The organism is Veillonella sp. CHU740, assembly GCF_003992055.1.
Lineage (GTDB): Bacteria > Bacillota > Negativicutes > Veillonellales > Veillonellaceae > F0422.
This window is the reverse complement of the sequence record NZ_RQVD01000001.1, coordinates 141,181-164,320: the sequence shown is the minus strand read 5'-3', so window position 1 is coordinate 164,320 and position 23,140 is coordinate 141,181. Positions and strand designations below refer to the sequence as shown.

Sequence of the window (23,140 nt, the reverse complement as noted above, 5' to 3'; positions counted from 1 at the left end):
AAATATATAGAAAAGTTTGACAATACAAAAAAAACGTGCAATAATGAGAATGTAAAAAAGGTAAGTACCTTACGTAAATGATAATTATAAAGTTAGCGAATATGTATTTTTATGGAGGTGTCTCATGCGCGTTATTGGTGATGCATGCATTAAATGTGGTTCTTGTGCTTCTGTTTGTCCAGTAGGAGCAATTGCTGAAGGCGAATTAAAATATGAAATCAATGAAACTTGCATTGATTGCGGTTCTTGCGAATCCGTTTGCCCAGTAGCAACAATCACAGCTGAGTAATCAACAACAAACAAAACCCCTTGAACATAAGTGTTCGAGGGGTTTTTTATTTATAATCTTCCTAAAGTATGTTACAATTAATAGAATACGGAATTCTTTATAAGGAGAGATTCGATGAGATTATTTTCTTCATTAGGAAGAGATTTAGGAATAGATATCGGGACCTTTCATACACATATTTTTGTAGAAGGTCGTGGTGTAGTGGTATCTGAACCATCTATTGTGGCTACTGATGCAAAGCAAGAATCAGTAGTAACGGTGGGTGAAGATGCCCATCGTTTATTATTGCGCAATCCAGAAACATTAGCACCTATGAGTCCTTTAAAAGAGGGCTTCATTGTGGACTATCGGATTGTGTTATCTATGTTGAAATATTTTATGAATAAAGCTTCAAAGGCTGTGCGACGATCCCGTGTTGTCATGGCTGTTCCTTGCGGTATTACTGATGTAGAGCGAAGAGCGATGACCGATGCCATCATACAAGCAGGAGCCCGAGAGGCATATTTATTAGAAAGTCCTGTAGCGGCGGCCATCGGTGCTAACTTGCCAATTATGGAAGCTAGAGGCAGTATGGCTGTCGATATTGGTGGTAGTACCACAGATGTAGCGATTGTATCCATGGGTGGAAAGGTAGCCAGCAAAACCTCTCGAGTAGGTGGTAATGAACTCAATGAGGCGATTTATAAATATATCCGCAGTGAATTTTCTATTATGGTATCCAATGAAACAGTTGAGGACATCAAACTCACATTGGGAACGGCCATGCCTCCTTCTGTAGAAAGGGAATATACGATTGTTGGTCGTCATTCAGAGACGGGACTTACAAAACGTTGCATCATACGAAAAAGTGAAGTGTATGAAATTTTACGACAACCTATTGCAGAGATGGTAGCAGTGGTTCGAAGTATCTTAGAAAAAACACCACCAGAATTAGTGGCAGATATTATGGAAAGTGGTATGCTACTTACAGGTGGAACAGCGCTCTTAGAAGGGTTAGACCTGCATATGCGAGAAGAGCTAGGTGTACCTGTTCGTATTGCGGACGCACCAGACCTTACGGTGGCCTTGGGATTAGGAAAGGCAGCATCTGATGTAGAACGGCTTGAAAGGCTATTAGTGGCAAGTAAATTACGAAAGGGGCGGTCTTAATGCAACAATCAGAACGAAAATGGCTGACAATGATCGTCCTTATATGCTGCATATTAGGTGTATTTGGTTTCATATGGAAGCAGCGCACCCAAGTTCCTGTTGTAACAGTGGCCTTGGAAAATATGATGGCTCCTTTTACGTATGGGTCGAGTCGATTGTTGGAAGGTCTTCATACGGGTATTGAAGTGTTAGATGCTGGTATTTTGCGAGTGAAAGACACCTCTGATTTAGAGGCACGCAATGCCGCGTTAGAACAGAAACAGTCTGCCTATGATGAATTAGTAGCCGAAAACCTTCGATTGCGTCAATTGTTGCAGTTCCAAACGGAGCAACCACAATTTTCTATGATAGGAGCGACAGTAGTGACTCGTGATCGAGGTGCTTGGACTGATACATTTACTATTTCTAGAGGCCAAGCGGATGGGATTGCTCCGAATATGGTGGTCATCGCACCACGTGGCGTAGTAGGATTTGTATCTGATGTATATGAACATTCTGCAAGAGTACAAACGATTCTAGATCCAAGATCGGCCACAGGAGTGATTGTACAGCGCCCAGAGTCTAGAATTGCTTCTATTTTAAAAGGTAATGGCAATCATCCGCTAGAACCGCAAATGGTGAATATTGCGTTAAATGGTGATGTGCTAAAAGGTGATACGATTGTGACATCTGGTTTTGGAGGCATGTATCCAAAAGGAATCATCCTCGGCCATGTAAAAGATATTGTTACTGATGAAGAAGGTTTTGTAAAACATGCGATTATAGAGCCTACAGTAGACTTTCAAAGTTTAGAAGAAGTATTTGTCATAACTAAATCCTTTACGGCTACGCCGGAGGTGCCTAAATTAGAGCCTAAATTGATTCCTCGTACACAGCGAGATCAAGTGGAAGGGGCTAAAGGAACGGTGCAACAATGAAGCGATTTGCGTTGACATTACTGATGATTTGTATTGTGATTATACAATCTTTAGTGGTACCTAGATGGTTTGCTCCATCTTGGGCGCCTCATATATTGATGGATATCGCTATTGTGGTAGCTATATTGAAAGGCCGGCCTACGGGGATGCTATTAGCGATTATAGGCGGTATCGTGCAAGATGTGCTTATCGGAAACTATTTTGGATTGCATGTGGTTTCCTATGCGGTAGTGACCTACATGTTAGGGTCTATGAACCATACGATTTATGAAGAGCAATGGTACGCTAGTGCTTGGTGGATAGGTCTGGGAGCTTCTCTAGTGCTGTTGGTGCAGGTAGGCTTATTATGGGTTGTACAAGAGCCGGTAATCCTGTCTAGTTACATATGGAATCATGGGTTTCCCTCTGTGGGAGTAGATGCTTTTATTGGGATTGTTATCCATCATGTACTATGGCGTTGGGAAGAAAAAGATGAATATATGTGGTAGAAAGGAGGACCTATGTTAAAAGCACTATATAAAAAGAAGAAGACTACACGTTTTGATGTGCTTCTAACAATAGTTGTTATTATATTTCTAATCCTTTTAGGCCGCGTTTTTTTCTTGCAAGCTATTGAAGGTGACTATTATAGAGGCAAAGCCGAGGGGAATAGACTACGGATGTTGTCGATGACGGCCACTAGAGGTATTATGTATGATCGAAATGGCCAAATTGTGGTAGGATCACGTCCAGCGTACATGGTATCTATGTTGCCTACAGGTAAACAGGCAGACCCACAAGTTTTGCAGACTCTAGCTACGTATTTACAAGTGCCTGTAAAAACGTTAGAAGATAAAGTTGAAGCTCATAAGGGTGGATATGAACCCATTCGCTTAGCTAGTGATGTTACATTGGATAAAGTCACTAAAATTGAGGAGCATCGCCATGAGTTACCGGGCATTACCGTCGATGTAGAGCCACTACGGTATTATCCTCATGATACAATGGCTTCGCAATTGTTAGGCTATGTGGGTGAAGTGAGTGAAGATGAACTGGCAGCGGCCAAGCAAGCAGAGTTAGATGGTACACATACAGGTGGTTCTATCGGACCGGGAACGATACTAGGTCGTTCTGGTCTGGAAAAAATGTACGATCCTGTATTGCGTGGTGTCGATGGAGGTCGACAAGTAGAGGTCGATGCTAGTGGTAGACCTATAGAAGAAGTAGGTCGTAAACATACGGTACCAGGTCGTAATATTCATTTAACAATTGATTTGAACCTGCAAAAGGTGGCGGAGAAAGCTGTGTATGATCAATTGGAGGCGCTCAGAAAACAGGGGATTCCTGCCAAGGGGGCCGCAGTAGTTGCTATGGATCCTAATACGGGTGCCGTATTGGCCATGGTGAGTGCGCCTGGATTTAATCCGAACTGGTTCGCCAAAGGGATCACCACAGAGCAGTGGAATCAGTTGAATACAGATTCGAATCATCCCTTTGAAAATAAAGTAGTCACAGGTGAATATCCACCGGGGTCTCCTTTCAAAATTATTACAGGTGCGGCAGCCTTAGAATTGAAAAAGGTAACGCCTAATGAAATGATTTATGACAGTGGTAAGCACTGGTTGATCGATAAACGAAATGCCGAAGGTGAAGCCCTTGGATGGCTAGATTTTAATAAGGCATTGGCCAAGTCAGATAATGTGTATTTCTATGAAATGGGCAATCGGTTAGGGATTGAAAATATCGATAAATATGCGAAGATTTTTGGTCTCGGTGAAAAAACAGGGATTAAGTTATATGATGAAGGCACAGGCAATATAGCTAGTCCTGAATATAAGCGAAAAGTATTTGACCAAGACTGGTATTTAGGCGAAACGTTTGATGCTGCCATAGGACAATCTTTTACGCTAGTAACGCCGATACAGATGGCAGTTGTTATGTCTGAAATTGCCAATGGAGGGATTCGCTATCAACCGTATGTGGTGAGTCGTATTGACAATGCAGATGGGACACCAGAAGAAATCTTTGGACCTAAGAAGTTAGGCGTTCTTCAAGTTTCTAAAAGCGTCATGGATATCGTACGTAATGGATTGCGTGATGTAACGTTGGAAGGTGGTACAGCCGGCGAAATCTTTAAAGGGTTATCCTTAGCAGTAGCTGGTAAAACTGGTACTGCCGAGAATGCTACTGGTCGTGACCATGGTTGGTTTGTCGCCTATGCACCGTATGATAAACCTCGCATTGTAGTAGTGGCATTGGTAGAGCAAGGCGGATTCGGAGCGATTTCTGCGGGATCTATTGTCCGCCCTATCTTGGAAGAATATTTCCATATACCAAAACAGCCAATACCACCAGTGACGGCCAAAAAAGAAGATGGAAAAGACGATAATAAAGATACTTCAACATCTAAAACAGAGACGAAAGATAACAAAGACTAGGAGTGCATTATGTGGCAAAGAATTATACGAGAATGGGATTGGATACTAGTGCTGTCTACCATTAGTCTAATCCTCATTGGATGTGTTGTCATTGGTAGTGCTACACATGTCAATCGGGAAGGGCTGCAATTGACAGGATTAGTTTCAAAACAATTGCTGTTCTTTGGGTTAAACTTAATTGCGATTATAGGCTTGCAATGGTTAGATTATGAACGATTGCGCACTTACGGAAAATGGATTTATGGAGCTACTATAGTGATGTTGCTTGCAGTTATGATTGTGGGTACATCTGCATTAGGGGCACAGCGTTGGATTCAAATCGGCCCCATTACAATCCAACCTTCTGAGTTTACTAAGCTAATGATGATTATTAGTTTGGCCAATATGTTAGAGAGCAGAGTAGGTAAGTTAAATACATTTAAAGAGTTAGCTCCTGTATTTCTGTTTTTGGGAATTCCTGCCTTGTTGGTGTTCAAGCAACCAGACTTGGGTACATCGTTGGTGTATGTAGCCATTTTGGCAGGCATGTTATTTGTCAGTGGTATTCGCATGCGCTTAGTGCAGATTATGGTAGGAACCATGGTAGCATTAGCTCCTTTGAGCTGGTTTGTATTGCAAGAGTATCAAAAGCAACGGATTATGGTGTTTTTAAACCCCAATGTAGACCCATTTGGCGCAGGATATCATATTATCCAATCTAAAATTGCAATTGGTTCAGGATTGTTATTCGGAAAAGGTTTATTTGAAGGGACTCAAAGTCAATTAAACTTCTTACCAGAAAACCATACAGATTTTATTTTTTCTGTAGTAGGAGAAGAATTAGGTCTTCTCGGTTGTTGTGTAGTCTTGGGGTTACTGTTGGTAGTTGTGTATCGCAGTTTTTTAATTGCTAAACGATCTGTAGATCCTTTTGGTATGCTAATTGCAACGGGTATTGGCTCTATGCTGCTGTTTGAAGTGTTAGTCAATGTAGGAATGACAACGGGTATTATGCCTGTCACAGGGATTCCATTGCCATTTATCAGTTATGGGGTCAGCGCCTTGACTACCAATTTGTTGAGTGTAGGCTTATTGTTAAATATAGTAATGCGCCAGAAAAAGCGCATGTTTTAATTATTAGAAATGAGGCTTGTGCCTCTTGTGAGGTTGTATGATTCACTTAGATCCATCATGGTTACAACATGTGGAAAAACCGGCTCGCTATACGGGTGGAGAATGGAATAGCATTGTGAAAGACCACAGTACAGTGGATGTAACAATGGCATTAGCCTTTCCTGATGTATATGAAGTCAGTATGAGCCATTTAGGGATAAAGATTTTATATGGTTTGTTGAATGAGCGAGAAGATGTGGCGGCAGAACGTGTCTTTGCGCCTTGGCATGATATGGAACAGGAAATGCGAGATCGTAAGATTCCTTTATTCTCCTTGGAAACAAAAACACCAATTCGTGAATTCGACTTGTTAGGCTTTACATTGCAATATGAGATGAGCTATACCAATATTTTAAATATGTTGGATATGGCAGATATTCCGTTCTATAGCAAAGATCGAGATATGTCTTTCCCATTGCTCTTAGCAGGGGGACCTTGTGTCTATAATATTGAACCGATAGCAGATTTCTTTGATATTGTGTCTATCGGTGAATCTGAAGAATGGCTAGTGGAATTTGTAGAACTATTTAAGACAGAAAAAGCAAAAGGGTTCCCAGGTGGCAAAGAGGCCTTCTTGCGTAAGGCAGTCTTAATTGAAGGTACCTATGTACCGGCTTTATACCAGCCAGAATATACAGAGGAAGGCCATTTTAAAGGGTTGCAAGTATTGGCAGAAGAAGCTCCGTCAGTAGTCAAAAAGCGCATCGTCGAAGATGTAGAAAACTCCTACTATCCAACAGCGCCGATTGTGCCGTATTTAGACGTAGTCCATGATCGGGCTGTGTTGGAATTGTTCCGTGGTTGTTTACGAGGCTGTCGTTTTTGCCAAGCTGGTATGTTATATCGTCCTGTTCGTGAAAGAACGCCGGAACGATTGTTGCAGATGGCAAAAGATATTATCGCCAATACAGGATATAACGAAATTTCTTTAATGTCTCTTAGCTCGGCAGACTATTCTAAATTACCAGAGTTAGTAGATATGTTGATGGAAGAGTTTAAAGACAAACAAGTGAGTGTTAGCTTGCCGTCTTTGCGTATTGATGCATTCTCTATTGATATTGCTAAAAAGGTACAACAAGTTCGTAAAAGTGGCTTAACCTTTGCCCCTGAAGCGGGGTCGCAACGTATGCGTGATGTCATCAACAAAGGGGTTAGCGAAGAAGATTTAATGGCTGCTTGTGAAAATGCTTTTAAATCTGGATGGAATACAGTAAAGCTCTATTTCATGATGGGCTTACCGACGGAAACGGATGAAGACGTAGCAGGCATTGCTGATTTAGCATATAAAGTGTTAGATTTACACCGTGATATTACAGGCAAACGCAATGGTAAGGTCACAGTGAGTTGTTCTTTCTTTGTTCCTAAAACACATTCTCCATACCAATGGTATGGTCAGCAAGATGTGGAGGAAATTCACCGGAAGCAACGATATTTAAAATCCCTCATCAATAATCGCAATATCTCTTACCATTACCATGATGGGCATACAGGTTATTTAGAGGCTATCTTTGCTCGTGGTGACAGACGATTGGCTCCCTCTGTCATCGAAGCTTGGAAAAACGGTTGTAAGTTTGATGGCTGGACAGAGTATTTTAAATACGATACTTGGATGCAAGCTTTCAAAGATACAAATATTGATCCAGATTATTATGCGCGCCGTGACCGTAGTTTTGAAGAGGCATTGCCATGGGAACACATTGATGACACGGTAAGTAAAGCCTTTTTACAACGTGAATGGGAGCGTGCTGTAGAGGGTACGTTGACATGGGATTGCCGTCGTAAACCTTGCAATGGCTGTAATGCTTGCCCAGAGTTAGGCACACCAATTATTGATTATAAGGAGGGTGGACGTGTTGAGAAAGTTACGTTTGGCCTTACATAAGGGAGAAGAACTTCGATTCTTATCCCATTTAGATTATGCCTCAGCTATTGAGCGTATGATTCGCCGTAGTGGCATTAAAATGGCCTATTCTGAAGGATTCAATCCACATATGAAAATTAGCTTTTCTTCTGCTCTTGCCTTGGGTATTACAGCTAGCGCTGAATATTGTGATATGGATGTTTTAGAAGAAGGCTCCTTGGAGGAATTGATGGATCGACTTTCACAGGCTGCACCAAAAGGGCTAGAAGTGTTAGAGGGTCGTTTCATGCCGGACAAAGTGAAAAAGATGATGGCTATCTGCAATTATGCAGTCTATGAAGTGACAGGTCCTGCGAAAGCAGATGCCAACTGGGATCAGTTGTTGGAGCCTTTTAATAGTGCAGTAGAAGTGTTATATGAAAAAGTAACGCCGAAAAAGACAAGAACCATTGATGTAAAGCATTTTATTAAAGAACCATTGGCGGCAAAGGTAGACGGCGATATGGTGACCATTCGCATGGCGATTGGTGTGTACCCTGAGGGGACCATGAAGCCTGGCGATATGTGGAAATTGGGAAAAGACCAATATGGTTGGCCTGTAACAGATAGTTATTCTATCCATCGTGAAGCCATTTTGATTGAAACAGAGGGTACGTGTATTACGCCTTTAGAAGTGGAATAAGGAGATACTATGAACCGATTATATGCCAATGTAATGCAGGAGGAAACGCGTCTTGCCATTGTGGATGAGACAGGAGCGTTGCAACAAATTATATATGAACGACCACAGTTGTCGAATCGTGTGAATCATATTTACAAAGGTGTTGTAAAAAATGTCTTGCCAGGTATGAGTGCAGCCTTTCTTGACATTGGCATTGGTCAAAATGTGTATCTGAATCTGCAAGAACATGGGAAACAAAAAAAGGTCCATGTGGGCGAAGTTCTCATGGTGCAGGTGGTGAAAGATGCTATGCTTGGTAAGAGTGCACGAGTGACTACGGATGTAAGCTTAGCAGGACATTATATGGTATTGTTGCCAGAAGATAAGCAAATTCATATATCGAAAAAGATTACAGACCCAGAGCTACGTCAATCTTTGAAAGATATGGCACAACCGTACTTAGAAAAGGGTGTAGGGTTTATTTTGCGGACTGCCGCCATGGATGCATCGCAAGAAGAGATTGCCAATGATATGGCCTATTTACATCAGACATGGGAACATCTACAAAAGCGATATAAAGTAGCACAAAATAAGACGGAAATTTATGGAGATGCAAATCTTTGGTATCGTGTCATTCGAGATTATATGGGACCGACCGTAGATGCTATCATGGTGGATGATATGTCCGCCTATGAAGAGTTACAACGACTGTTGGGTGCTGGGCGATTTGGTAACACTATAGATATTACTCTGTGGAATCAAAAAGAAGATATCTTTAAAACGCATGGAATAGAGGAACAAATCGATGCGTTGCTAAACCATCGTATTGACTTGCCATCTGGGGGTTCTTTGCAAATTGATCAAACGGAAGCATTGACGGTCATTGATGTAAACTCTGCGCATTATAGCGGTAAGAATGAAAAAGTTGGTGAAGTGGCGAAACGAGTGAACCTAGAAGCGGCTCATATGATTGCCCGGCAATTACGTTTGCGTAATTTAGGCGGTATCATTATCTGCGACTTTATCGATATGCCAAAACCTGATGTGGAAGAGTTAGTCCAATTGATGAATCGATTGGTTAAGAAAGATCCGATTAAAACTGTTGTATGTGGTATGACCTCTCTGGGGTTACTAGAGATTACTAGAAAACGGGAACGCCAAAGTATCCCGTCCATTCTCTTTGATACTTGTTCTTCTTGTGGTGGGACAGGGCATGTATTAAAAGGAGAAACAGTGTACTTACAGATTATACGACGCTTACGAGAATTATATCGATTTGGTCGATTAAAAACAGATGTAGCCATTGTGGTTCATCCAGATGTAGGCCTATTCTTTACAAAACCAGTGTTAGAGTCATTGCATAGGGAATTACAACGAACTATACAGATTGAAAATGATTCCACAATGGGATTAGAAGCCTATTCCCTATTGGCCTTAGGTGATGTATAATAAGAAAATAAGTAGTAAGAAAGAAATTTTGTCTTGGGGAAGACATGATTTTGTATTCATTAAGTGCTTGGGGTTCCAGGCACTTTTGCTTTTTTGGAGGCTTCTTGTGTCGTACCTAGAAATTTTAATTTTATCTTTTGGCTTGGCTATGGATGCCTTTGCTGTTTCTATTTGTAAATCCACGCAGATGAAAGAAGATTCTATCTATAAGAAAACAACATTAGCATTTTTATTCGGTGCCTTTCAATGTGTGATGCCGATTATTGGGGCTATCGTAGGTGCTCAATTTTCGCAGAATTTCGATGAATGGGATCATTGGGTGATCTTTATTACTTTAGGCTATTTAGGGATTAATATGATTCGTACTTCTCTCAGTGATGAAGAGGAAGATACAACGACTGTAGATTGGAAAGAAATGTTAGCACTGTCAGTAGCAACAAGTATCGATGCCTTGGCGGTGGGCGTGACGATTGCATTGCTACATGTAGATGTCTATTTTGCTTCTCTCACTATTGGAGTCATTACTTTCTTTGTTTGTTTAGTAGGTATATTCAGTGGATATCACATGATGAAAGCCTTTCGAGAGCGAGCAGAAATGGCTGGTGGGGTAATATTAATCATCATTGGAGTGAAAATATTGATGCAGCATTTGGGGTATTTGCCTCGCTAAGTCGTCTCTTGCTATGCTATGCAGCCTATGGCGTATATAACTGAATATGATAAAGGGAAGAGCACGACATATTCCTCCACAAACTGATCCTATCGGTAGGGTCGTTTCTTGTTATGCTATTCAGCTTGTAGCGGTTTTAACTACGTAGAGCAAAGGAAGACCGTAACAAACTCCTTCTCAAACTGATCCTACGGTAGGTTTGTTCAGGAGCATGTTACGGTCTTTTGTGTTTGTGTGATTTATGTAGTAAGGTCCGCTACAAGGCTGCTACTCATGACTGCGTTCCTCACGGGGAAGAAGGTTGCAAATTGTAACTGCATTTTCTGGTGGAAAAAGTGCTTGACGAAATATGCTGTATAGTTTATACTTATTAAGTATTCACTTGGAGAGGTGTCCGAGCGGCTTAAGGAGCATGATTGGAAATCATGTGTGCGGTGATACCGTACCGAGGGTTCAAATCCCTCTCTCTCCGCCAGATTTTAAAAGCGTTTATGCATTGCATAGGCGCTTTTATTGTATTTTGTGGCAAGATGGTATATAATTAACTCAATAAAAGTTATAGTCCCCATTATAGGGTAAACAAAAAAGGACGGGTGCAACCGTCCTTTTTGCTTTTTATGTTTTATTTTGTATAGAATCTTCCTGTGAAGAATGGTATACTAAATCCATATGAGGAGGCATTGTATGGATGTTTTATGGCTATTATTTGATGTGATCGGCACGATTGCGTTTGCTATATCGGGGGCTTTGCTTGGTATTCAGAGGCGTATGGATATTTTTGGTATATTAATCCTAGCATTGGTGACGGCTATTGGTGGTGGGATTGTTCGTGATGTGCTAGTAGGGCGTATTCCTCCAACGTCGTTACAAACAGGGTTGTACATTTCTATTACATTGGTTACTGTAGGCATTGTATTTATGATGTATCGATATGGTTGGAATCGGTATCTTGAAAGTAAAGGAATGACAAAAATATATCTTACTGCAGATGCCTTAGGGCTGGCTTCGTTTACTATTACTGGGGCTAGTGTAGGGATTGCCACGAATCCTCATAACTTGGTATTGGCAGTGATTCTTGGCGTTGTTACCGCTGTGGGGGGAGGTATCATTCGCGATATCTTGGCACATCGTACGCCTAGTGTATTGAAAGAAGAAGTCTATGCGTTGCCAGCATTATTAGGAAGTATTTCTTACTTTTATCTTTATGAAAGTAATCATCAAATTGTAGCAGCCTATATTACATTTGGTATCGTATTTACTATTCGAATGGTAGCTATGGAATATCATTGGAATTTGCCTCGTATTGAGCGGAAACATAGATCAGATACAAGACGAAGTGATAACTACACGAATGATTGATATAGCTTCTGTTGTTATATGTGATGATATAGAGTTGTCATAGAGGATATTCTAGCGATATAATAATAAGAGTTTTTATAGTGTTATACACGGGAGAAATACGTGATGAATTTACATAAATGGCGACGTCAGTTCGCTATGGCAGCGACTGCATTGGCAACCGCTGTATTGAGTAGTATATCTGTAGCAGAGGCTACGACGGTATTATATGTGCCACAAGATGACAGGCCAGTGAGCTTAGCCTATACGGTGGCAACAGCACAAGATGCAGGATACACAGTTTTGACTCCACCAGAGTATTTTATTTCTGGTCGTAACTTTCAGGGAAATGCAGAGGCGATATGGAAGTGGGTCGATGAGAATGCTAGCAAAGCAGATGTGTTGGTATTGAGCACTGACACATTAATTTATGGGGGCTTAGTAGATTCCAGAAAGCACCATATAGATATGCATACATTGACATATCGAGTGCATCATATTGAAGATTTACATGCGAAATATCCTAATATACCAATTTATGCATTTGGTACGGTGATGCGCTCTCCTAGAGCTAGTGGAGGCGGTGTGGAACCATCCTATTATGATCAATATGGTCCAACTATATTCCGCATTGCAGCGTTACAAGACAAAATGGATAGTCAACCGTTGACGATAGATGAACAAAAAGAATTGTTCACCCTACAAGCGACAGTACCTGTTGAATTTTTACAAGATTGGTTCCAGCGACGTCAAAAAAATATGACGGTGAATCGTGAATTAATCGATATCACAAAAAAAGGTGTCTTTACGTATTTTGCGTTGGGGCATGATGATACTAGTAATTTATCCCAATCGGCTATGGAAGGTCGATATTTGCAAAAGCATAGTAAGGGACTTTCACCGAAACAATATGGAAGTTTCCCAGGGGCGGATCAATTAGGGTTGCTGTTGATTGCTCGGGATCACGTCGATAGAAATCATTTGCAACCAACCTTTGAAGTCATGTATCCACTAGGTGGTGGCGGAGATACGGTACCACATTATGAAGACCAAAAAGTAGAAAAAACTATTGCTGAACATGTAGAGGCCGTTGGGGGCACGATGAAAGCCAAAGGAAAACCGACAGTGTTGTTGGCAGTCAACACGCCGCTCGGTGTGGTGACAGGTGAATCGGAAGCTTTTGAAAACTTTCCAATGATTTCTAGAAGAACGAATGAGTTCTTAGACCATATTCAAGCATCCTTGAATCAAGGTGTGCCAGTGAGCATTGCAGATATTTCGTACTCAAATGGATCAGATAATACATTGGTGTATGGATTGTATCAACGAGACTTGCTCTATAAATTGAGCGCTTATAATGGTTGGAATACAGCAAGTAATACGATTGGATACGCCATTGCGCAAGGTATTCTAGGCGTCCATATGGGTGAACAAGAACATCGTAATATGTTGACTCAACAATATTTAGACAATTGGGCATACCAAGCTAATATCCGTAAAGATGTGTATCGCATGCAGGATAGAATTCGCACAGATAATGTGAAATATACAGGTACATTGAATGATACCTTAGAAAGTTATCTAGGAGAACGAGTACAAGACTTTGCAGCTACCTATTTAAAAATAGACCCTCGTACTGTATCGGCTCGATTCCCTTGGAAACGCCTGTTTGAAACAGATATTACTGTCTATCGTGAACCAGTAGCGCCATTGCAAAAAGAATTGCGCTTGCAACGAGAAGCTGCTGAACGAGCAGAAGCGGAAGCAAAAGCCAAGGCAGAAGCGGAAGCTAAAGCGGCAGCAGAAGCTAAGGCTAACGCTGAGAAACAAGCGAAGGCAGATGCTGGATCAACGGCAAAAGCGAGTACATAACATATAGTAAAGATAGAGAGGGACCTAGCCCCTCTTTTTTTGGAGGTTCTATGAGAAAACCGGCTGTACCTGCGATTACCTATATGCGCGGGCTTTGTATGCTAGGGGTGATTGGGATTCATGTAGGGTCCTATGCACTTAGCAACCCTCATATTAACATACATCTATTGGGCCTATTAGAAATCGTATCTCGATTTACTGTGCCTGCATTTTTCTTTTTATCTGCCTTTGGATTGTTGTATCATACATCGGTGGAGGATGAATTTTCCTACGCTGATTTTTTACGTCGGCGTATACAGGTGGTGCTCTATCCATACATTGTATGGACCATACTATACACGGCATATAATGCGAGTGTAGCTCATAGTGCGTGGGGATTGATGCCACATGTGTTAGGGTTAAGTTTACTCTTTGGAAATGGTATGTATCATCTGTACTTCTTAGTCATATTACTTTGGTTCTATGCCTTGATGCCACTATGGCGATGGGCACTGCGGTCTATACTGAAAGCCCCAATATTGTTGATGACTATATTATTTTTTGTGCAAATGGCAGTGAATTATTGGTCCTCTTATATGGCAGGTTCTGTGCAATTTTCACAAGAATGGTTGCAGTACATCTTTAGCATGCGCCTTAATTATTTTGTAGGATTTTATGTGTGGATATTCCTATTAGGTGGTTTATTAGCTGAGAAATTCGACGCCATGTTAGAATGGATTGATGCTCATGGATTTGCTATCACAGTGGGATTTATCGTATCTTTAGTGGCTATGCTAGGATCTTATTACTATGTAATGGCAGAGTGGGGATATACTCGGTTAGAGGCTATCTACACAGTCCATCAATTAAGTCCACAAGGTTTGGTATATACAGCCATGGGTTGTGTCTTCTTTGTGTGGGCCTTTACAGTGTCATCCATGAGTGATGTAGTGGAGACCTTTTGGACAGAATTAGGAGATGCATCGTATGGAATTTATTTAGTGCATCCGTTTGTACTAATAGCATTCGATAAAGTTCTACAAATAGCAGGGCTAGGATATACGGCTATGACCGTCATTGTCATGTATATCAGTGCAGTTATATTGTCATTTGGATTGACAAAATTATTAGGTTCTTTGCCAAAACAAATTAGAGGGTATGTGCTAGGCAAATAAGTCGTCACTTGTGATGCTATGCAATCTGTGCTGTTCTTAACTGAATATGATGAAGAGAAGAGCACGACATATTCCTCCACAAACTGATCCTACGGTAGGTCGTCACTTGTGATGCTATGCAGCCTGTGGCGTTCGTAATTAAATAGAGTAAAGGAAGACCGTAACATACTCCATCTCAAACTGATCCTACGGTAGGTTTGTTCAGGAGCATGTTACGGTCTTCTGTGTTTGCGCAATTTAAGTAATAAAGAACGCCACAAGGCTGCTACTCATAACTGCGTTCCTCAGGGGAGGGGTGTTGTTTGCAAACTTGTGCCTTGCTTGGCTTGCATTGGAGCATGTTTAGGTCTTCTGTGTTTGCATGATTTAGGTACTAAGGGATGCCACAAGGCTGCTACTTATAACTGTGTTCCTCAAGGAGCGGTGTTATTTGCAAACTTGCGCTCTGCTTAGATTGCGTCTAAATAGGGTATGTGGTGTTTACAGAAGATTTGCTGTAAAAGATATAGAATTTTATACTTGTCTGTACTATAATGAAAGTGATACTTGATTCGTATGTATACTATGAGGTGTTACTATGAAAGAATTAACTTATTTTAATGGTGAAATGGTAGAGCCTGGGGCTAAGGTGGTTAGTCTTGATGATAGAGGGTATTGTTTTGGTGATGGTGTATACGAGGTAGTTCGTGTGTACAATGGCCGTGCGTTTGCTTTCTCCTATCACCAAGATCGCTTGTATCGTTCTATGCGTGAAATGGATATTCCTGTACGTATGCCACCGGATGAGTTACAAGAGTTACATGAAATCATGATTGAGCAAAGCGAAATTACAGATGGATACATCTATTTGCAAATCACTCGTGGTGTATCTCCGCGTCATCATGCCTTTGAGCGTTCTAAATTAGAACCGCAAATGTACATGTTCATCAAGCCAATTACAATGGACCTAGGGGCCTTACAAAATGGTGTAAAAGCGATTACTTTGCCAGATGATCGTTGGGCTCGTGTGGATATTAAAACGCTAAATTTAATTCCTAATATTTTGGCGCAGACAAAAGCGGAGAAAAAAGGTGCTTATACAGCGATCCTAGTGCGTGATGGTATTGTCACAGAAGGGGCTACATCGAATCTATTTGTCATGAAAGATGGTGTGTGTTATACCCATCCTGCCGATCATCATATTTTAAAAGGTATTACTAGACAATTGATTGTCACTCGAGTAGCACCAACGGCTGGTATTACAGTCATTGAACGTGAATTTGATGAAGCGTTTTTAAAAGATGCGGATGAAATTTTCTTTACCGATACGATTGGTGGTGTCATTCCTGTAGTCACATTGAATCGTGAACCTGTAGGAGATGGTACTCCAGGTAAAGCAGCAAAAGTATTGGCAGAACAATTACATCATTTAATGGAAGAAGGGCTAGCATAATGTCGGTTAAAACAATAACAGGTAGTGCGTTACTATTAGCGATTGCCTTGCTCAGTCAAGGGTTTCTTCGCATGATCATACCTGTGCATGGGTTAGTGCAATTTTTGGTGGGTTCTATTGTAGGGGCTTGTACGGCTATCGCAACATGGCGATATGGGTTATGGAGTGGCTTTGTCGTAGCTTGTGTCACACCATTGATGGCCTTTGTCCAAGGTATGTTGACAATTCCGGTATTTGTACCAGTGGTAGCGGTTGGCAGTATGGCTTACGCTGTAACTGTGAAAATGTTAGGACAAAAACGAATTTGGGTGACAGCTATTGTGGCTGCGATTATTAAATCTGTAGTGTTATATGCTTTGTTTTTTGAACTATTCCAATTGTTGCCAACAGGAGCAGATGGTAGTCCAGCTGTTGATGAGAACTTGCAAAAAGGTATCTTGTTCAGCATGGGCTGGCCACAGCTGATTACTGGTAGTTGCGGTATTTTCTTAGCCGCATTTATTGCAAAACGTGGTGGCATTAAGCTCCAGAAACAAGACTAGCTAGCATGTGGATTGTATGTAAGGGAGTATATTCATCCGACTATTGACTGCTGTCATTACGAAAAGTACAGGTATTTGTATAGAAACGCATGATAATTAGTATATGGCTAGTATGAGAAAAAGAATACTTGCTTTAGATTACTGATATACTTAGTGGAAATGCTATCTTTCATCATTATATAATAAGTATATAGTGAGTTAACATAGGGGCCCATATCTAGGCAGGAGTGCATTTGTTATAAAGAGTGGGCACCTCTAAATATGGAGTTATAGATTTAAGTTATAATAGACGATAGGCAAGTAGTATAGTGGGAATTATTGACAGTCTGTCTACTCACATTGTACAATTTATGCATACCCAAGAGCTCTTAGGTAACTGAGGGCTCTTTTTTATTTAGTTTGAAAAGGAGAGGATTTCATGATAGAACTTAAACAGATTCAAAAAGTCTATGAAGGTGCTGTCCGTGTGGAAGCCTTGAAAGAAATTAATGTCACTATACAAGAAGGCGAAATTTTTGGTGTTATCGGACAATCTGGTGCTGGTAAATCTACCTTGATTCGCTGTATCAATATGTTGGAACGCCCTACATCTGGAACCGTTATTGTGGACGGTGTAGATTTAACGAAGTTGAACACAGCAGAACTTCGTGAAGAACGCAAACACATCGGTATGATTTTCCAGCACTTTAATTTGCTTTCATCCCGCACAGTCTATGAAAATGTGGCATTTCCATTGGAATTACAAGGATTGTCCAAAGAAGAAATTAGAGAGCGTATTTTGCCAATTTTAGACATTGTTAAATTGTCGGATCGCTTAGATAACTATCCATCTCAATTGTCCGGTGGTCAAAAACAACGTGTTGGTATTGCTCGTGCCTTAGCTAGTAATCCAAAAGTGTTGTTATGTGATGAAGCTACATCTGCATTAGACCCACAAACGACAAAATCTATTTTGGCATTATTGAAAGATATCAATCGTCGATTGAACTTGACTATCGTGTTAATCACGCATGAAATGAATGTCATCAAAGAAATTTGTGATCGTGTAGCGGTTATCGAGGGTGGCACTATCATCGAAGAAGGTCCGGTAGTGGATGTGTTTACAGAACCAAAACAAGCCACTACGAAAGAGTTCGTGTCTGCTATCATCACTCATGATTTGCCAGAAGACGCGTTGGCTCATTTAACGATGAATGAAACGTGGGTAGAAGGTGCTAATCCGATTGTTCGATTGACATTTAAAGGTAATGTGACGGACGAACCAGTAGTGGCAAGTATTATCCGTAAGTTTGATACAGATGTAAATATCTTATTTGGTGGTGTAGATTACATCCAAGATATGAGCTTTGGTCATTTGATTGTGGAATTAAAAGGTGAGCGATCTAAATCAGAAGCGGCTATCGACTACTTACATAATTTACCAATTGGAAGCGAGGTGATCGGTTATGTCACAGCAAATCATTAATTTATTGCTGCAAGGTTTCTTAGAAACTGTACAAATGACGGTGATTTCTACAGTAGTAGCCGTTCTATTAGGGGTTCCATTGGGCGTGATTTTAGTGATTACAAGCCGTGGTCATATTATGCAAAATGAAGCAGTGAATAAAGTGCTAGGTGCTATCGTAAATGCCACACGTTCCATTCCGTTCATCATTTTGATGGTAGCTATCATTCCATTTACTCGCTTAGTGGCAGGCACATCCATTGGTACTACCGCAGCTTGCGTGCCATTAACTTTGGCGGCAATCCCATTCTTGGCTCGTTTAGTAGAAACAGCTATCAAAGAAGTAAATGGCGGTGTTATTGAGGCAGCGCAGTCCATGGGGGCTACTCCATTGCAAATTATTTGGAAAGTATTACTACCAGAAGCATTGCCAACATTGATTGACAATATTACCGTGTTGATCGTTAACTTGATTAGCTATTCTGCTATGGCAGGTGCTATCGGTGGTGGTGGTCTTGGGGATATTGCTATCCGTTATGGATACCAACGTTTCCAAGGTGATGTGATGTTAGCAACTATCGTTATTTTAATTGTCTTAGTCCAAGTCATCCAAAGTTTAGGTGACTATTTATCTCGCAAGGTAAATAAAAAATAAAGGAGATATACATGAAACGTATTTTAGTCGGTTTATTAGCTATTGCATCCTTAGTACTTTTACTAGCAGGATGTGGTAAAGAAGATGCAAAACAGGCAGCAGATGCGCCAATTAAAGTAGGTGTGACAGCAGGTCCGCATGCAAAAGTTATGGAATTTGTAAAACAAGAAGCAGCAAAACAAGGCTTGAACATCGAAATCGTTGAGTTCAGCGATTATATCCAACCAAACATTGCGTTGGATCAAAAAGAGTTACAGGTAAATTCCTTCCAACATCAACCATTCTTGGATAACACAGTAAAAGATAAAGGTTTGAAAATTCAATCTATCGGTAAAACAATCTTGTTACCAATGGCCATTTACTCTAACAAATATAAAGATTTGAAAGATGTGCCAAATGGCGCTACTGTAGCGATTCCTAACGATCCTACCAATGGTGGTCGTGCCTTGTTATTGTTACAACAAGCTGGTTTGATTACATTAAAAGATGGGGGGAATGTTAAATCTTCCGTAGCAGATATTACAAGCAACCCTAAAAATATTGATATTCGTGAATTAGAAGCGGCACAAATTGCTCGTTCTTTGAACGACGTTGACGTAGCAGCAGTAAACACAAACTACGCAATTCCAGCTGGTTTAAATCCACAAAAAGATGCTGTTGTAGTGGAAAGTACAGACTCTCCATATGCTAACGTAATGGCTGTTCGTACAGAAGATGTAGATAATGAAACATATAAAAAATTATTGTCTATTTACCAATCTGAGCCAGTACGCAAATTCATTCAAGATGAATTTAAAGGATCGATTATTCCTGCATTCTAATATATAAAAACTACCTATACAAGGATAGATGATGGAGTTCCATTGTCTATCCTTTTTCTTTACTACATAATGAATAGTTCAAAAGCAATCAAGGTTGCTAATGGTAATCATAGTATCAATAAATAAAAATCAATTATATGATATATGTAAGTCATTTGATATGGTATAATGATAGGGTAATAAAGTACATTATGAATAGAACCAATGGAGGACCTATGGGATCTAATCAAAAATTAAAAAATCCGATGCATGACCAATTATTTAAAGCCATTTTATCCTTGGAATCAATGGATGAGTGCTATGAATTTTTTGAAGATATTTGCACTATCGGAGAATTGAAGTCGATTTCTCAACGTTTAGAAGTAGCTAGATTATTAAAGTCTGGCACTGGATATGATCAAATCGTAGAATTAACGGGGGCTAGTACAGCAACAATTAGCCGTGTTAAACGATGCTTAAATTATGGGGCAGATGGGTATAATAAAATACTACCCCGTATAGAATAGATGAAAAGATATACAGTATAGTTTGTAAGTCTCAAACTATGTGAAGAAATGCATGATAGTCATGCCTAAGAGAGGAGGGCTTTATATGATGGAAAGTGAATTGCTCATTGGTGGGATTTTATTTTTTACAGGAGCCCTCGCAGGGTTTATAGATTCTATCGTGGGAGGCGGAGGCCTGATTTCCTTGCCAGCTATTATGCTGACAAATTTACCTATCGCAACCTGTCTAGGAACCAATAAGCTTTCTAGTGTTTTTGGGTCTGGTACAGCCATGATTAACTTTGCTAGGAATGGATTAGTCAATTGGTCATTTTTAAAATGGATTATGCCATTTACTCTTATCGTGTCTATGACCGGGGCCTATATTGCAGTCTATGTGCCACCGACATTTTTAAAACCCGTTATTATTGCCTTATTACTGGTCGTACTAGTCATTGTAGTCATGAAAAAAGACTGGGGTGCTATCTCCCAAGTAGAACGTATGCATGGTTGGAAGCTACTAGCATACATGGGAATGGCCATTATCATTGGGCTCTATGATGGATTTATTGGACCTGGAACAGGGATGTTTTTGATTTTTTATTTTCTGTTTATGGGATATGACTTTTTAGGAGCTTCCGGTAATGCAAAGGCGCTAAATACAGTGAGTAACTTTGGGTCCTTGGTTGTCTTTATGATGATGGATCAAGTGCATTATGGATATGGATTAGCCGTAGCAGCTGGACAGATTATTGGTGCTACGACTGGTTCTAAATTAGCGATGGCAAAAGGAGCTGGCTTAGTGCGTGTGTTATTTATTACTATGTCCTTAGCTATGTTATTAAAATTAACCTATGATTATTTACTTTCACAAGGAATCATATAATGGGAGCGAATATGAAAGCGTTTTCTGATAATCAGGTGGCGCTCATTAGCGGAGGCACCTCTGGTATTGGGTTTGCCACAGCAGAACTACTATTGGAGCAAGGTTGGTGTGTAGTCATCAATGGTAGAAATGAAAGAGATGGTCAAGAAGCTGTTGTAAAATTACGGCGGATTTCTTCAAAAGTTAGATTTGTACAAGGTGATGTGAGTAAAGTGATGAATTGTCGACGCATCGTTGAAGAAACGATTCAACTATTTGGCAATCTCAATGCACTTGTTACGGCCGCTGGATATTATGAAGAATGTTTATTAGAGGAGGTGGATGAACAAAGCTTTGATGAGATGATAGGGACAAATGTGAAAGGGACTGTGTTCTTGTGCCAGGCAGCGGCACCGTATTTGAAACAAGTACATGGTAGTATTGTCACAATTTCCAGCGATGCAGGATTGCAAGGGAATGTGGCGTGCTCAGTATACGGTGCATCTAAAGGAGCTGTGGTAAGCTTTACAAAGTCTTTGTCCTTAGAGATGGCACCTCATCGGGTGCGTGTCAATTGCGTGTGCCCGGGAGATGTAGACACATCGTTAGTGGCGAAGCAATTGGCCAATGAACCATCGGGAGATATTGCCAAAGCGAAAGAAGAAATGGCGTTACATTATCCATTGGGACGCATTGCTCAACCTCATGAAGTGGGAGAAGTCATTGCATTTTTAATCAGTGAAAAAGCCTCTTTTGTAACAGGCGCAGCTTGGACAGTAGATGGCGGATTAACAAGTTGGTAATTCATGGTGAAATTTGATACAATAGGGGTAGTAAGTACATTGACACTTAGCGTATCGTTGTAAGTATAGGAGTCAGATATGGAACAGTTGAACTACAATCAAGGGGAACTAACTCAAACAAATGTACAAGAAGAAGTAGAAGCAATCTGCCGTTGGGCAGCTGCACGTGCTGCGGGTATTGCAGCGCTGCCAAAATTTAATTATCCAGGTTTATTGGCAAATGATGTATATATGGTAACTCGTATTGCACAGGCCCATGGACAATGTCCTGTTACCAATGGTGTTACTAGCTTTTTAGTAGGCCTTGGTGGAAGTGCGGTAGCATCCTTGTTATGCACATTGGTACCAACGGCTGTGGTACGTGTGCCAGTGGCAGCAGCGATTACCTATGGCGTTGGTAAAATGGCTGCTAAATGGGTGGAAGATGGCATGCCAGCGTGTCCAAATTTTGAAGAGTATCGTGATCGATTAGTTCAAATTTATGAGCATAATAAAGAAACAGTAGTCACATTGGCCAACACGCCTCTTCGTGACAAACCGTTGGGAAATGAATCTGCAGATTTCTTGGGTGATGTGAATATCTCTGGTAGCGACTATTTAGGGGGCGCAAAAAACTTTGCTAGCTCTTTCATTTCTTCTGATGTGTTAAGCAATATGGGAGCTGTAAAAGATGTGGCTCTAGGTGTATTCTCTATCTTGGGTGCTACCGTAAAAGATACACTAGAAAAAAGCGGTAATGATGAATTGTTGGACAATGTTCGTCATGCAGCAAGTGGTGTAGGCTCTTTATTAAAAATATTAGCAGCAGAAGCATTCTCTTTAACAGCTGCTGTGGTTGGTACATCGGCTTCTAAAGCGAATATGTACACACAAGTAGCGTATGAAAAAGCAGAATCTGTGAGCCAGTCTTTGAATGCATCCTTACAAACTGCAGTGGAACCAGTTGTAGAAAAAGCAGCCACTGTCGTACAAGGCGTAAAAGAAACAGTAGAACCAACATTGCAAAAAATCGAAGAAAAAGCCTCTGAAGTGGCAGCGAAAGCAATCGATCAAGCGCAAGAGGCAGTACAAGAAATTCGTGAAAAAGCAGAAGTTGTCAAAGAAACAGCAATCGATTTAGCGGAACAAACTAAAGATAAGTTCAAAAACTAATCAGAGAGGTTG

22 protein-coding genes and 1 tRNA gene are annotated in these 23,140 nt (G+C 40.6%); all 23 read left to right on the top strand.

Going from position 1 to position 23,140, the window contains the following annotated elements; genetic code table 11:
* The first annotated feature begins 124 nt into the window (after positions 1 to 124).
* The 23 genes from EO115_RS00755 to EO115_RS00645 all read left to right on the top strand — a co-directional run bounded on the left by EO115_RS00755 (position 125) and on the right by EO115_RS00645 (position 23,128).
* Positions 125 to 289 carry a 4Fe-4S binding protein gene (locus EO115_RS00755; RefSeq protein ID WP_126937086.1) on the top strand — a complete coding sequence of 55 codons (165 nt, stop codon included), beginning with the start codon at positions 125 to 127 and terminating at the stop codon, positions 287 to 289.
* A gap of 114 nt (positions 290 to 403) precedes the next feature.
* Complete coding sequence (locus tag EO115_RS00750; RefSeq protein ID WP_126937085.1) at positions 404 to 1,438, top strand: rod shape-determining protein; 1,035 nt, start codon at positions 404 to 406, stop codon at positions 1,436 to 1,438.
* Positions 1,438 to 2,355 carry a rod shape-determining protein MreC gene (gene mreC, locus EO115_RS00745; protein ID WP_126937084.1) on the top strand — a complete coding sequence of 306 codons (918 nt, stop codon included), beginning with the start codon at positions 1,438 to 1,440 and terminating at the stop codon, positions 2,353 to 2,355. The genes EO115_RS00750 and mreC overlap by 1 nt, the downstream gene beginning before the upstream one ends.
* Complete coding sequence (gene mreD / locus EO115_RS00740) at positions 2,352 to 2,843, top strand: rod shape-determining protein MreD (RefSeq protein ID WP_126937083.1); 492 nt, start codon at positions 2,352 to 2,354, stop codon at positions 2,841 to 2,843. The genes mreC and mreD overlap by 4 nt, the downstream gene beginning before the upstream one ends.
* A 12-nt stretch (positions 2,844 to 2,855) precedes the next feature.
* Positions 2,856 to 4,772: a penicillin-binding protein 2 gene (gene mrdA / locus EO115_RS00735; RefSeq protein ID WP_126937082.1), complete on the top strand. Its 1,917-nt coding sequence runs from the start codon at positions 2,856 to 2,858 to the stop codon at positions 4,770 to 4,772.
* A 9-nt stretch (positions 4,773 to 4,781) separates the two neighbouring features.
* Positions 4,782 to 5,885, top strand: coding sequence for a rod shape-determining protein RodA (rodA, locus tag EO115_RS00730; protein ID WP_126937081.1), 1,104 nt, complete (start codon positions 4,782 to 4,784; stop codon positions 5,883 to 5,885).
* A gap of 37 nt (positions 5,886 to 5,922) precedes the next feature.
* The gene (locus tag EO115_RS00725) at positions 5,923 to 7,806 is read left to right on the top strand and encodes a TIGR03960 family B12-binding radical SAM protein (protein ID WP_126937080.1); all 1,884 of its coding nucleotides are present in this window, start codon (positions 5,923 to 5,925) and stop codon (positions 7,804 to 7,806) included.
* Positions 7,778 to 8,467 (top strand): TIGR03936 family radical SAM-associated protein, encoded by a 690-nt coding sequence (locus EO115_RS00720; RefSeq protein ID WP_126937194.1) that lies wholly within the window; start codon positions 7,778 to 7,780, stop codon positions 8,465 to 8,467. Before EO115_RS00725 ends, EO115_RS00720 begins: the two co-directional genes overlap by 29 nt.
* Positions 8,468 to 8,476: 9 nt before the next feature.
* Positions 8,477 to 9,895, top strand: a complete 1,419-nt coding sequence (locus EO115_RS00715; RefSeq protein WP_126937079.1) for an Rne/Rng family ribonuclease — start codon at positions 8,477 to 8,479, stop codon at positions 9,893 to 9,895.
* 106 nt (positions 9,896 to 10,001) lie between these two features.
* A complete protein-coding gene (locus tag EO115_RS00710) occupies positions 10,002 to 10,565 on the top strand; it encodes a manganese efflux pump MntP family protein (RefSeq protein ID WP_126937078.1) in 564 nt (187 codons plus the stop codon).
* A gap of 384 nt (positions 10,566 to 10,949) precedes the next feature.
* A tRNA-Ser gene (locus tag EO115_RS00705) sits at positions 10,950 to 11,040 on the top strand.
* Positions 11,041 to 11,249: 209 nt separating this feature from the next.
* Positions 11,250 to 11,924, top strand: a complete 675-nt coding sequence (locus EO115_RS00700; protein ID WP_126937077.1) for a trimeric intracellular cation channel family protein — start codon at positions 11,250 to 11,252, stop codon at positions 11,922 to 11,924.
* 105 nt (positions 11,925 to 12,029) lie between these two features.
* Positions 12,030 to 13,775 (top strand): DUF4127 family protein, encoded by a 1,746-nt coding sequence (locus EO115_RS00695; protein ID WP_126937076.1) that lies wholly within the window; start codon positions 12,030 to 12,032, stop codon positions 13,773 to 13,775.
* Between the two features lie 50 nt (positions 13,776 to 13,825).
* Complete coding sequence (locus tag EO115_RS00690; RefSeq protein WP_126937075.1) at positions 13,826 to 14,929, top strand: acyltransferase; 1,104 nt, start codon at positions 13,826 to 13,828, stop codon at positions 14,927 to 14,929.
* Between the two features lie 577 nt (positions 14,930 to 15,506).
* Positions 15,507 to 16,361: a D-amino-acid transaminase gene (dat, locus tag EO115_RS00685; protein ID WP_126937074.1), complete on the top strand. Its 855-nt coding sequence runs from the start codon at positions 15,507 to 15,509 to the stop codon at positions 16,359 to 16,361.
* A complete protein-coding gene (locus tag EO115_RS00680) occupies positions 16,361 to 16,903 on the top strand; it encodes an ECF transporter S component (protein WP_126937073.1) in 543 nt (180 codons plus the stop codon). Before dat ends, EO115_RS00680 begins: the two co-directional genes overlap by 1 nt.
* 418 nt (positions 16,904 to 17,321) lie before the next feature.
* Entirely contained in the window at positions 17,322 to 18,368 is a 1,047-nt protein-coding gene (locus EO115_RS00675; RefSeq protein ID WP_126937072.1) for a methionine ABC transporter ATP-binding protein, read from the top strand.
* Entirely contained in the window at positions 18,349 to 19,002 is a 654-nt protein-coding gene (locus EO115_RS00670; RefSeq protein ID WP_126937071.1) for a methionine ABC transporter permease, read from the top strand. Before EO115_RS00675 ends, EO115_RS00670 begins: the two co-directional genes overlap by 20 nt.
* Positions 19,003 to 19,013: 11 nt before the next feature.
* Positions 19,014 to 19,823 (top strand): MetQ/NlpA family ABC transporter substrate-binding protein, encoded by an 810-nt coding sequence (locus tag EO115_RS00665; protein ID WP_126937070.1) that lies wholly within the window; start codon positions 19,014 to 19,016, stop codon positions 19,821 to 19,823.
* 215 nt (positions 19,824 to 20,038) lie between these two features.
* Positions 20,039 to 20,329, top strand: coding sequence for a YerC/YecD family TrpR-related protein (locus EO115_RS00660; RefSeq protein ID WP_126937069.1), 291 nt, complete (start codon positions 20,039 to 20,041; stop codon positions 20,327 to 20,329).
* Positions 20,330 to 20,414: 85 nt separating this feature from the next.
* Positions 20,415 to 21,194 carry a TSUP family transporter gene (locus EO115_RS00655; RefSeq protein ID WP_240628884.1) on the top strand — a complete coding sequence of 260 codons (780 nt, stop codon included), beginning with the start codon at positions 20,415 to 20,417 and terminating at the stop codon, positions 21,192 to 21,194.
* Positions 21,195 to 21,205: 11 nt separating this feature from the next.
* On the top strand, positions 21,206 to 21,976 hold the full coding sequence (locus tag EO115_RS00650; RefSeq protein ID WP_126937068.1) for an SDR family NAD(P)-dependent oxidoreductase: 771 nt from the start codon (positions 21,206 to 21,208) through the stop codon (positions 21,974 to 21,976).
* Between the two features lie 78 nt (positions 21,977 to 22,054).
* Positions 22,055 to 23,128: a hypothetical protein gene (locus EO115_RS00645; RefSeq protein ID WP_126937067.1), complete on the top strand. Its 1,074-nt coding sequence runs from the start codon at positions 22,055 to 22,057 to the stop codon at positions 23,126 to 23,128.
* Positions 23,129 to 23,140 lie beyond the last annotated feature (12 nt).

Coding starts and splice junctions, on each gene's coding strand:
- mrdA (WP_126937082.1), top strand. CDS start 2,856: ATGTTAAAAGCACTATATAAAAAGAAGAAGACTACACGTTTTGATGTG.
- EO115_RS00690 (WP_126937075.1), top strand. CDS start 13,826: ATGAGAAAACCGGCTGTACCTGCGATTACCTATATGCGCGGGCTTTGT.
- EO115_RS00750 (WP_126937085.1), top strand. CDS start 404: ATGAGATTATTTTCTTCATTAGGAAGAGATTTAGGAATAGATATCGGG.
- EO115_RS00695 (WP_126937076.1), top strand. CDS start 12,030: ATGAATTTACATAAATGGCGACGTCAGTTCGCTATGGCAGCGACTGCA.
- EO115_RS00645 (WP_126937067.1), top strand. CDS start 22,055: ATGGAACAGTTGAACTACAATCAAGGGGAACTAACTCAAACAAATGTA.
- EO115_RS00755 (WP_126937086.1), top strand. CDS start 125: ATGCGCGTTATTGGTGATGCATGCATTAAATGTGGTTCTTGTGCTTCT.
- EO115_RS00680 (WP_126937073.1), top strand. CDS start 16,361: ATGTCGGTTAAAACAATAACAGGTAGTGCGTTACTATTAGCGATTGCC.
- EO115_RS00655 (WP_240628884.1), top strand. CDS start 20,415: ATGATGGAAAGTGAATTGCTCATTGGTGGGATTTTATTTTTTACAGGA.
- EO115_RS00715 (WP_126937079.1), top strand. CDS start 8,477: ATGAACCGATTATATGCCAATGTAATGCAGGAGGAAACGCGTCTTGCC.
- EO115_RS00660 (WP_126937069.1), top strand. CDS start 20,039: ATGGGATCTAATCAAAAATTAAAAAATCCGATGCATGACCAATTATTT.
- EO115_RS00665 (WP_126937070.1), top strand. CDS start 19,014: ATGAAACGTATTTTAGTCGGTTTATTAGCTATTGCATCCTTAGTACTT.
- mreC (WP_126937084.1), top strand. CDS start 1,438: ATGCAACAATCAGAACGAAAATGGCTGACAATGATCGTCCTTATATGC.
- dat (WP_126937074.1), top strand. CDS start 15,507: ATGAAAGAATTAACTTATTTTAATGGTGAAATGGTAGAGCCTGGGGCT.
- mreD (WP_126937083.1), top strand. CDS start 2,352: ATGAAGCGATTTGCGTTGACATTACTGATGATTTGTATTGTGATTATA.
- EO115_RS00700 (WP_126937077.1), top strand. CDS start 11,250: ATGGATGTTTTATGGCTATTATTTGATGTGATCGGCACGATTGCGTTT.
- rodA (WP_126937081.1), top strand. CDS start 4,782: ATGTGGCAAAGAATTATACGAGAATGGGATTGGATACTAGTGCTGTCT.
- EO115_RS00670 (WP_126937071.1), top strand. CDS start 18,349: ATGTCACAGCAAATCATTAATTTATTGCTGCAAGGTTTCTTAGAAACT.
- EO115_RS00675 (WP_126937072.1), top strand. CDS start 17,322: ATGATAGAACTTAAACAGATTCAAAAAGTCTATGAAGGTGCTGTCCGT.
- EO115_RS00725 (WP_126937080.1), top strand. CDS start 5,923: ATGATTCACTTAGATCCATCATGGTTACAACATGTGGAAAAACCGGCT.
- EO115_RS00650 (WP_126937068.1), top strand. CDS start 21,206: ATGAAAGCGTTTTCTGATAATCAGGTGGCGCTCATTAGCGGAGGCACC.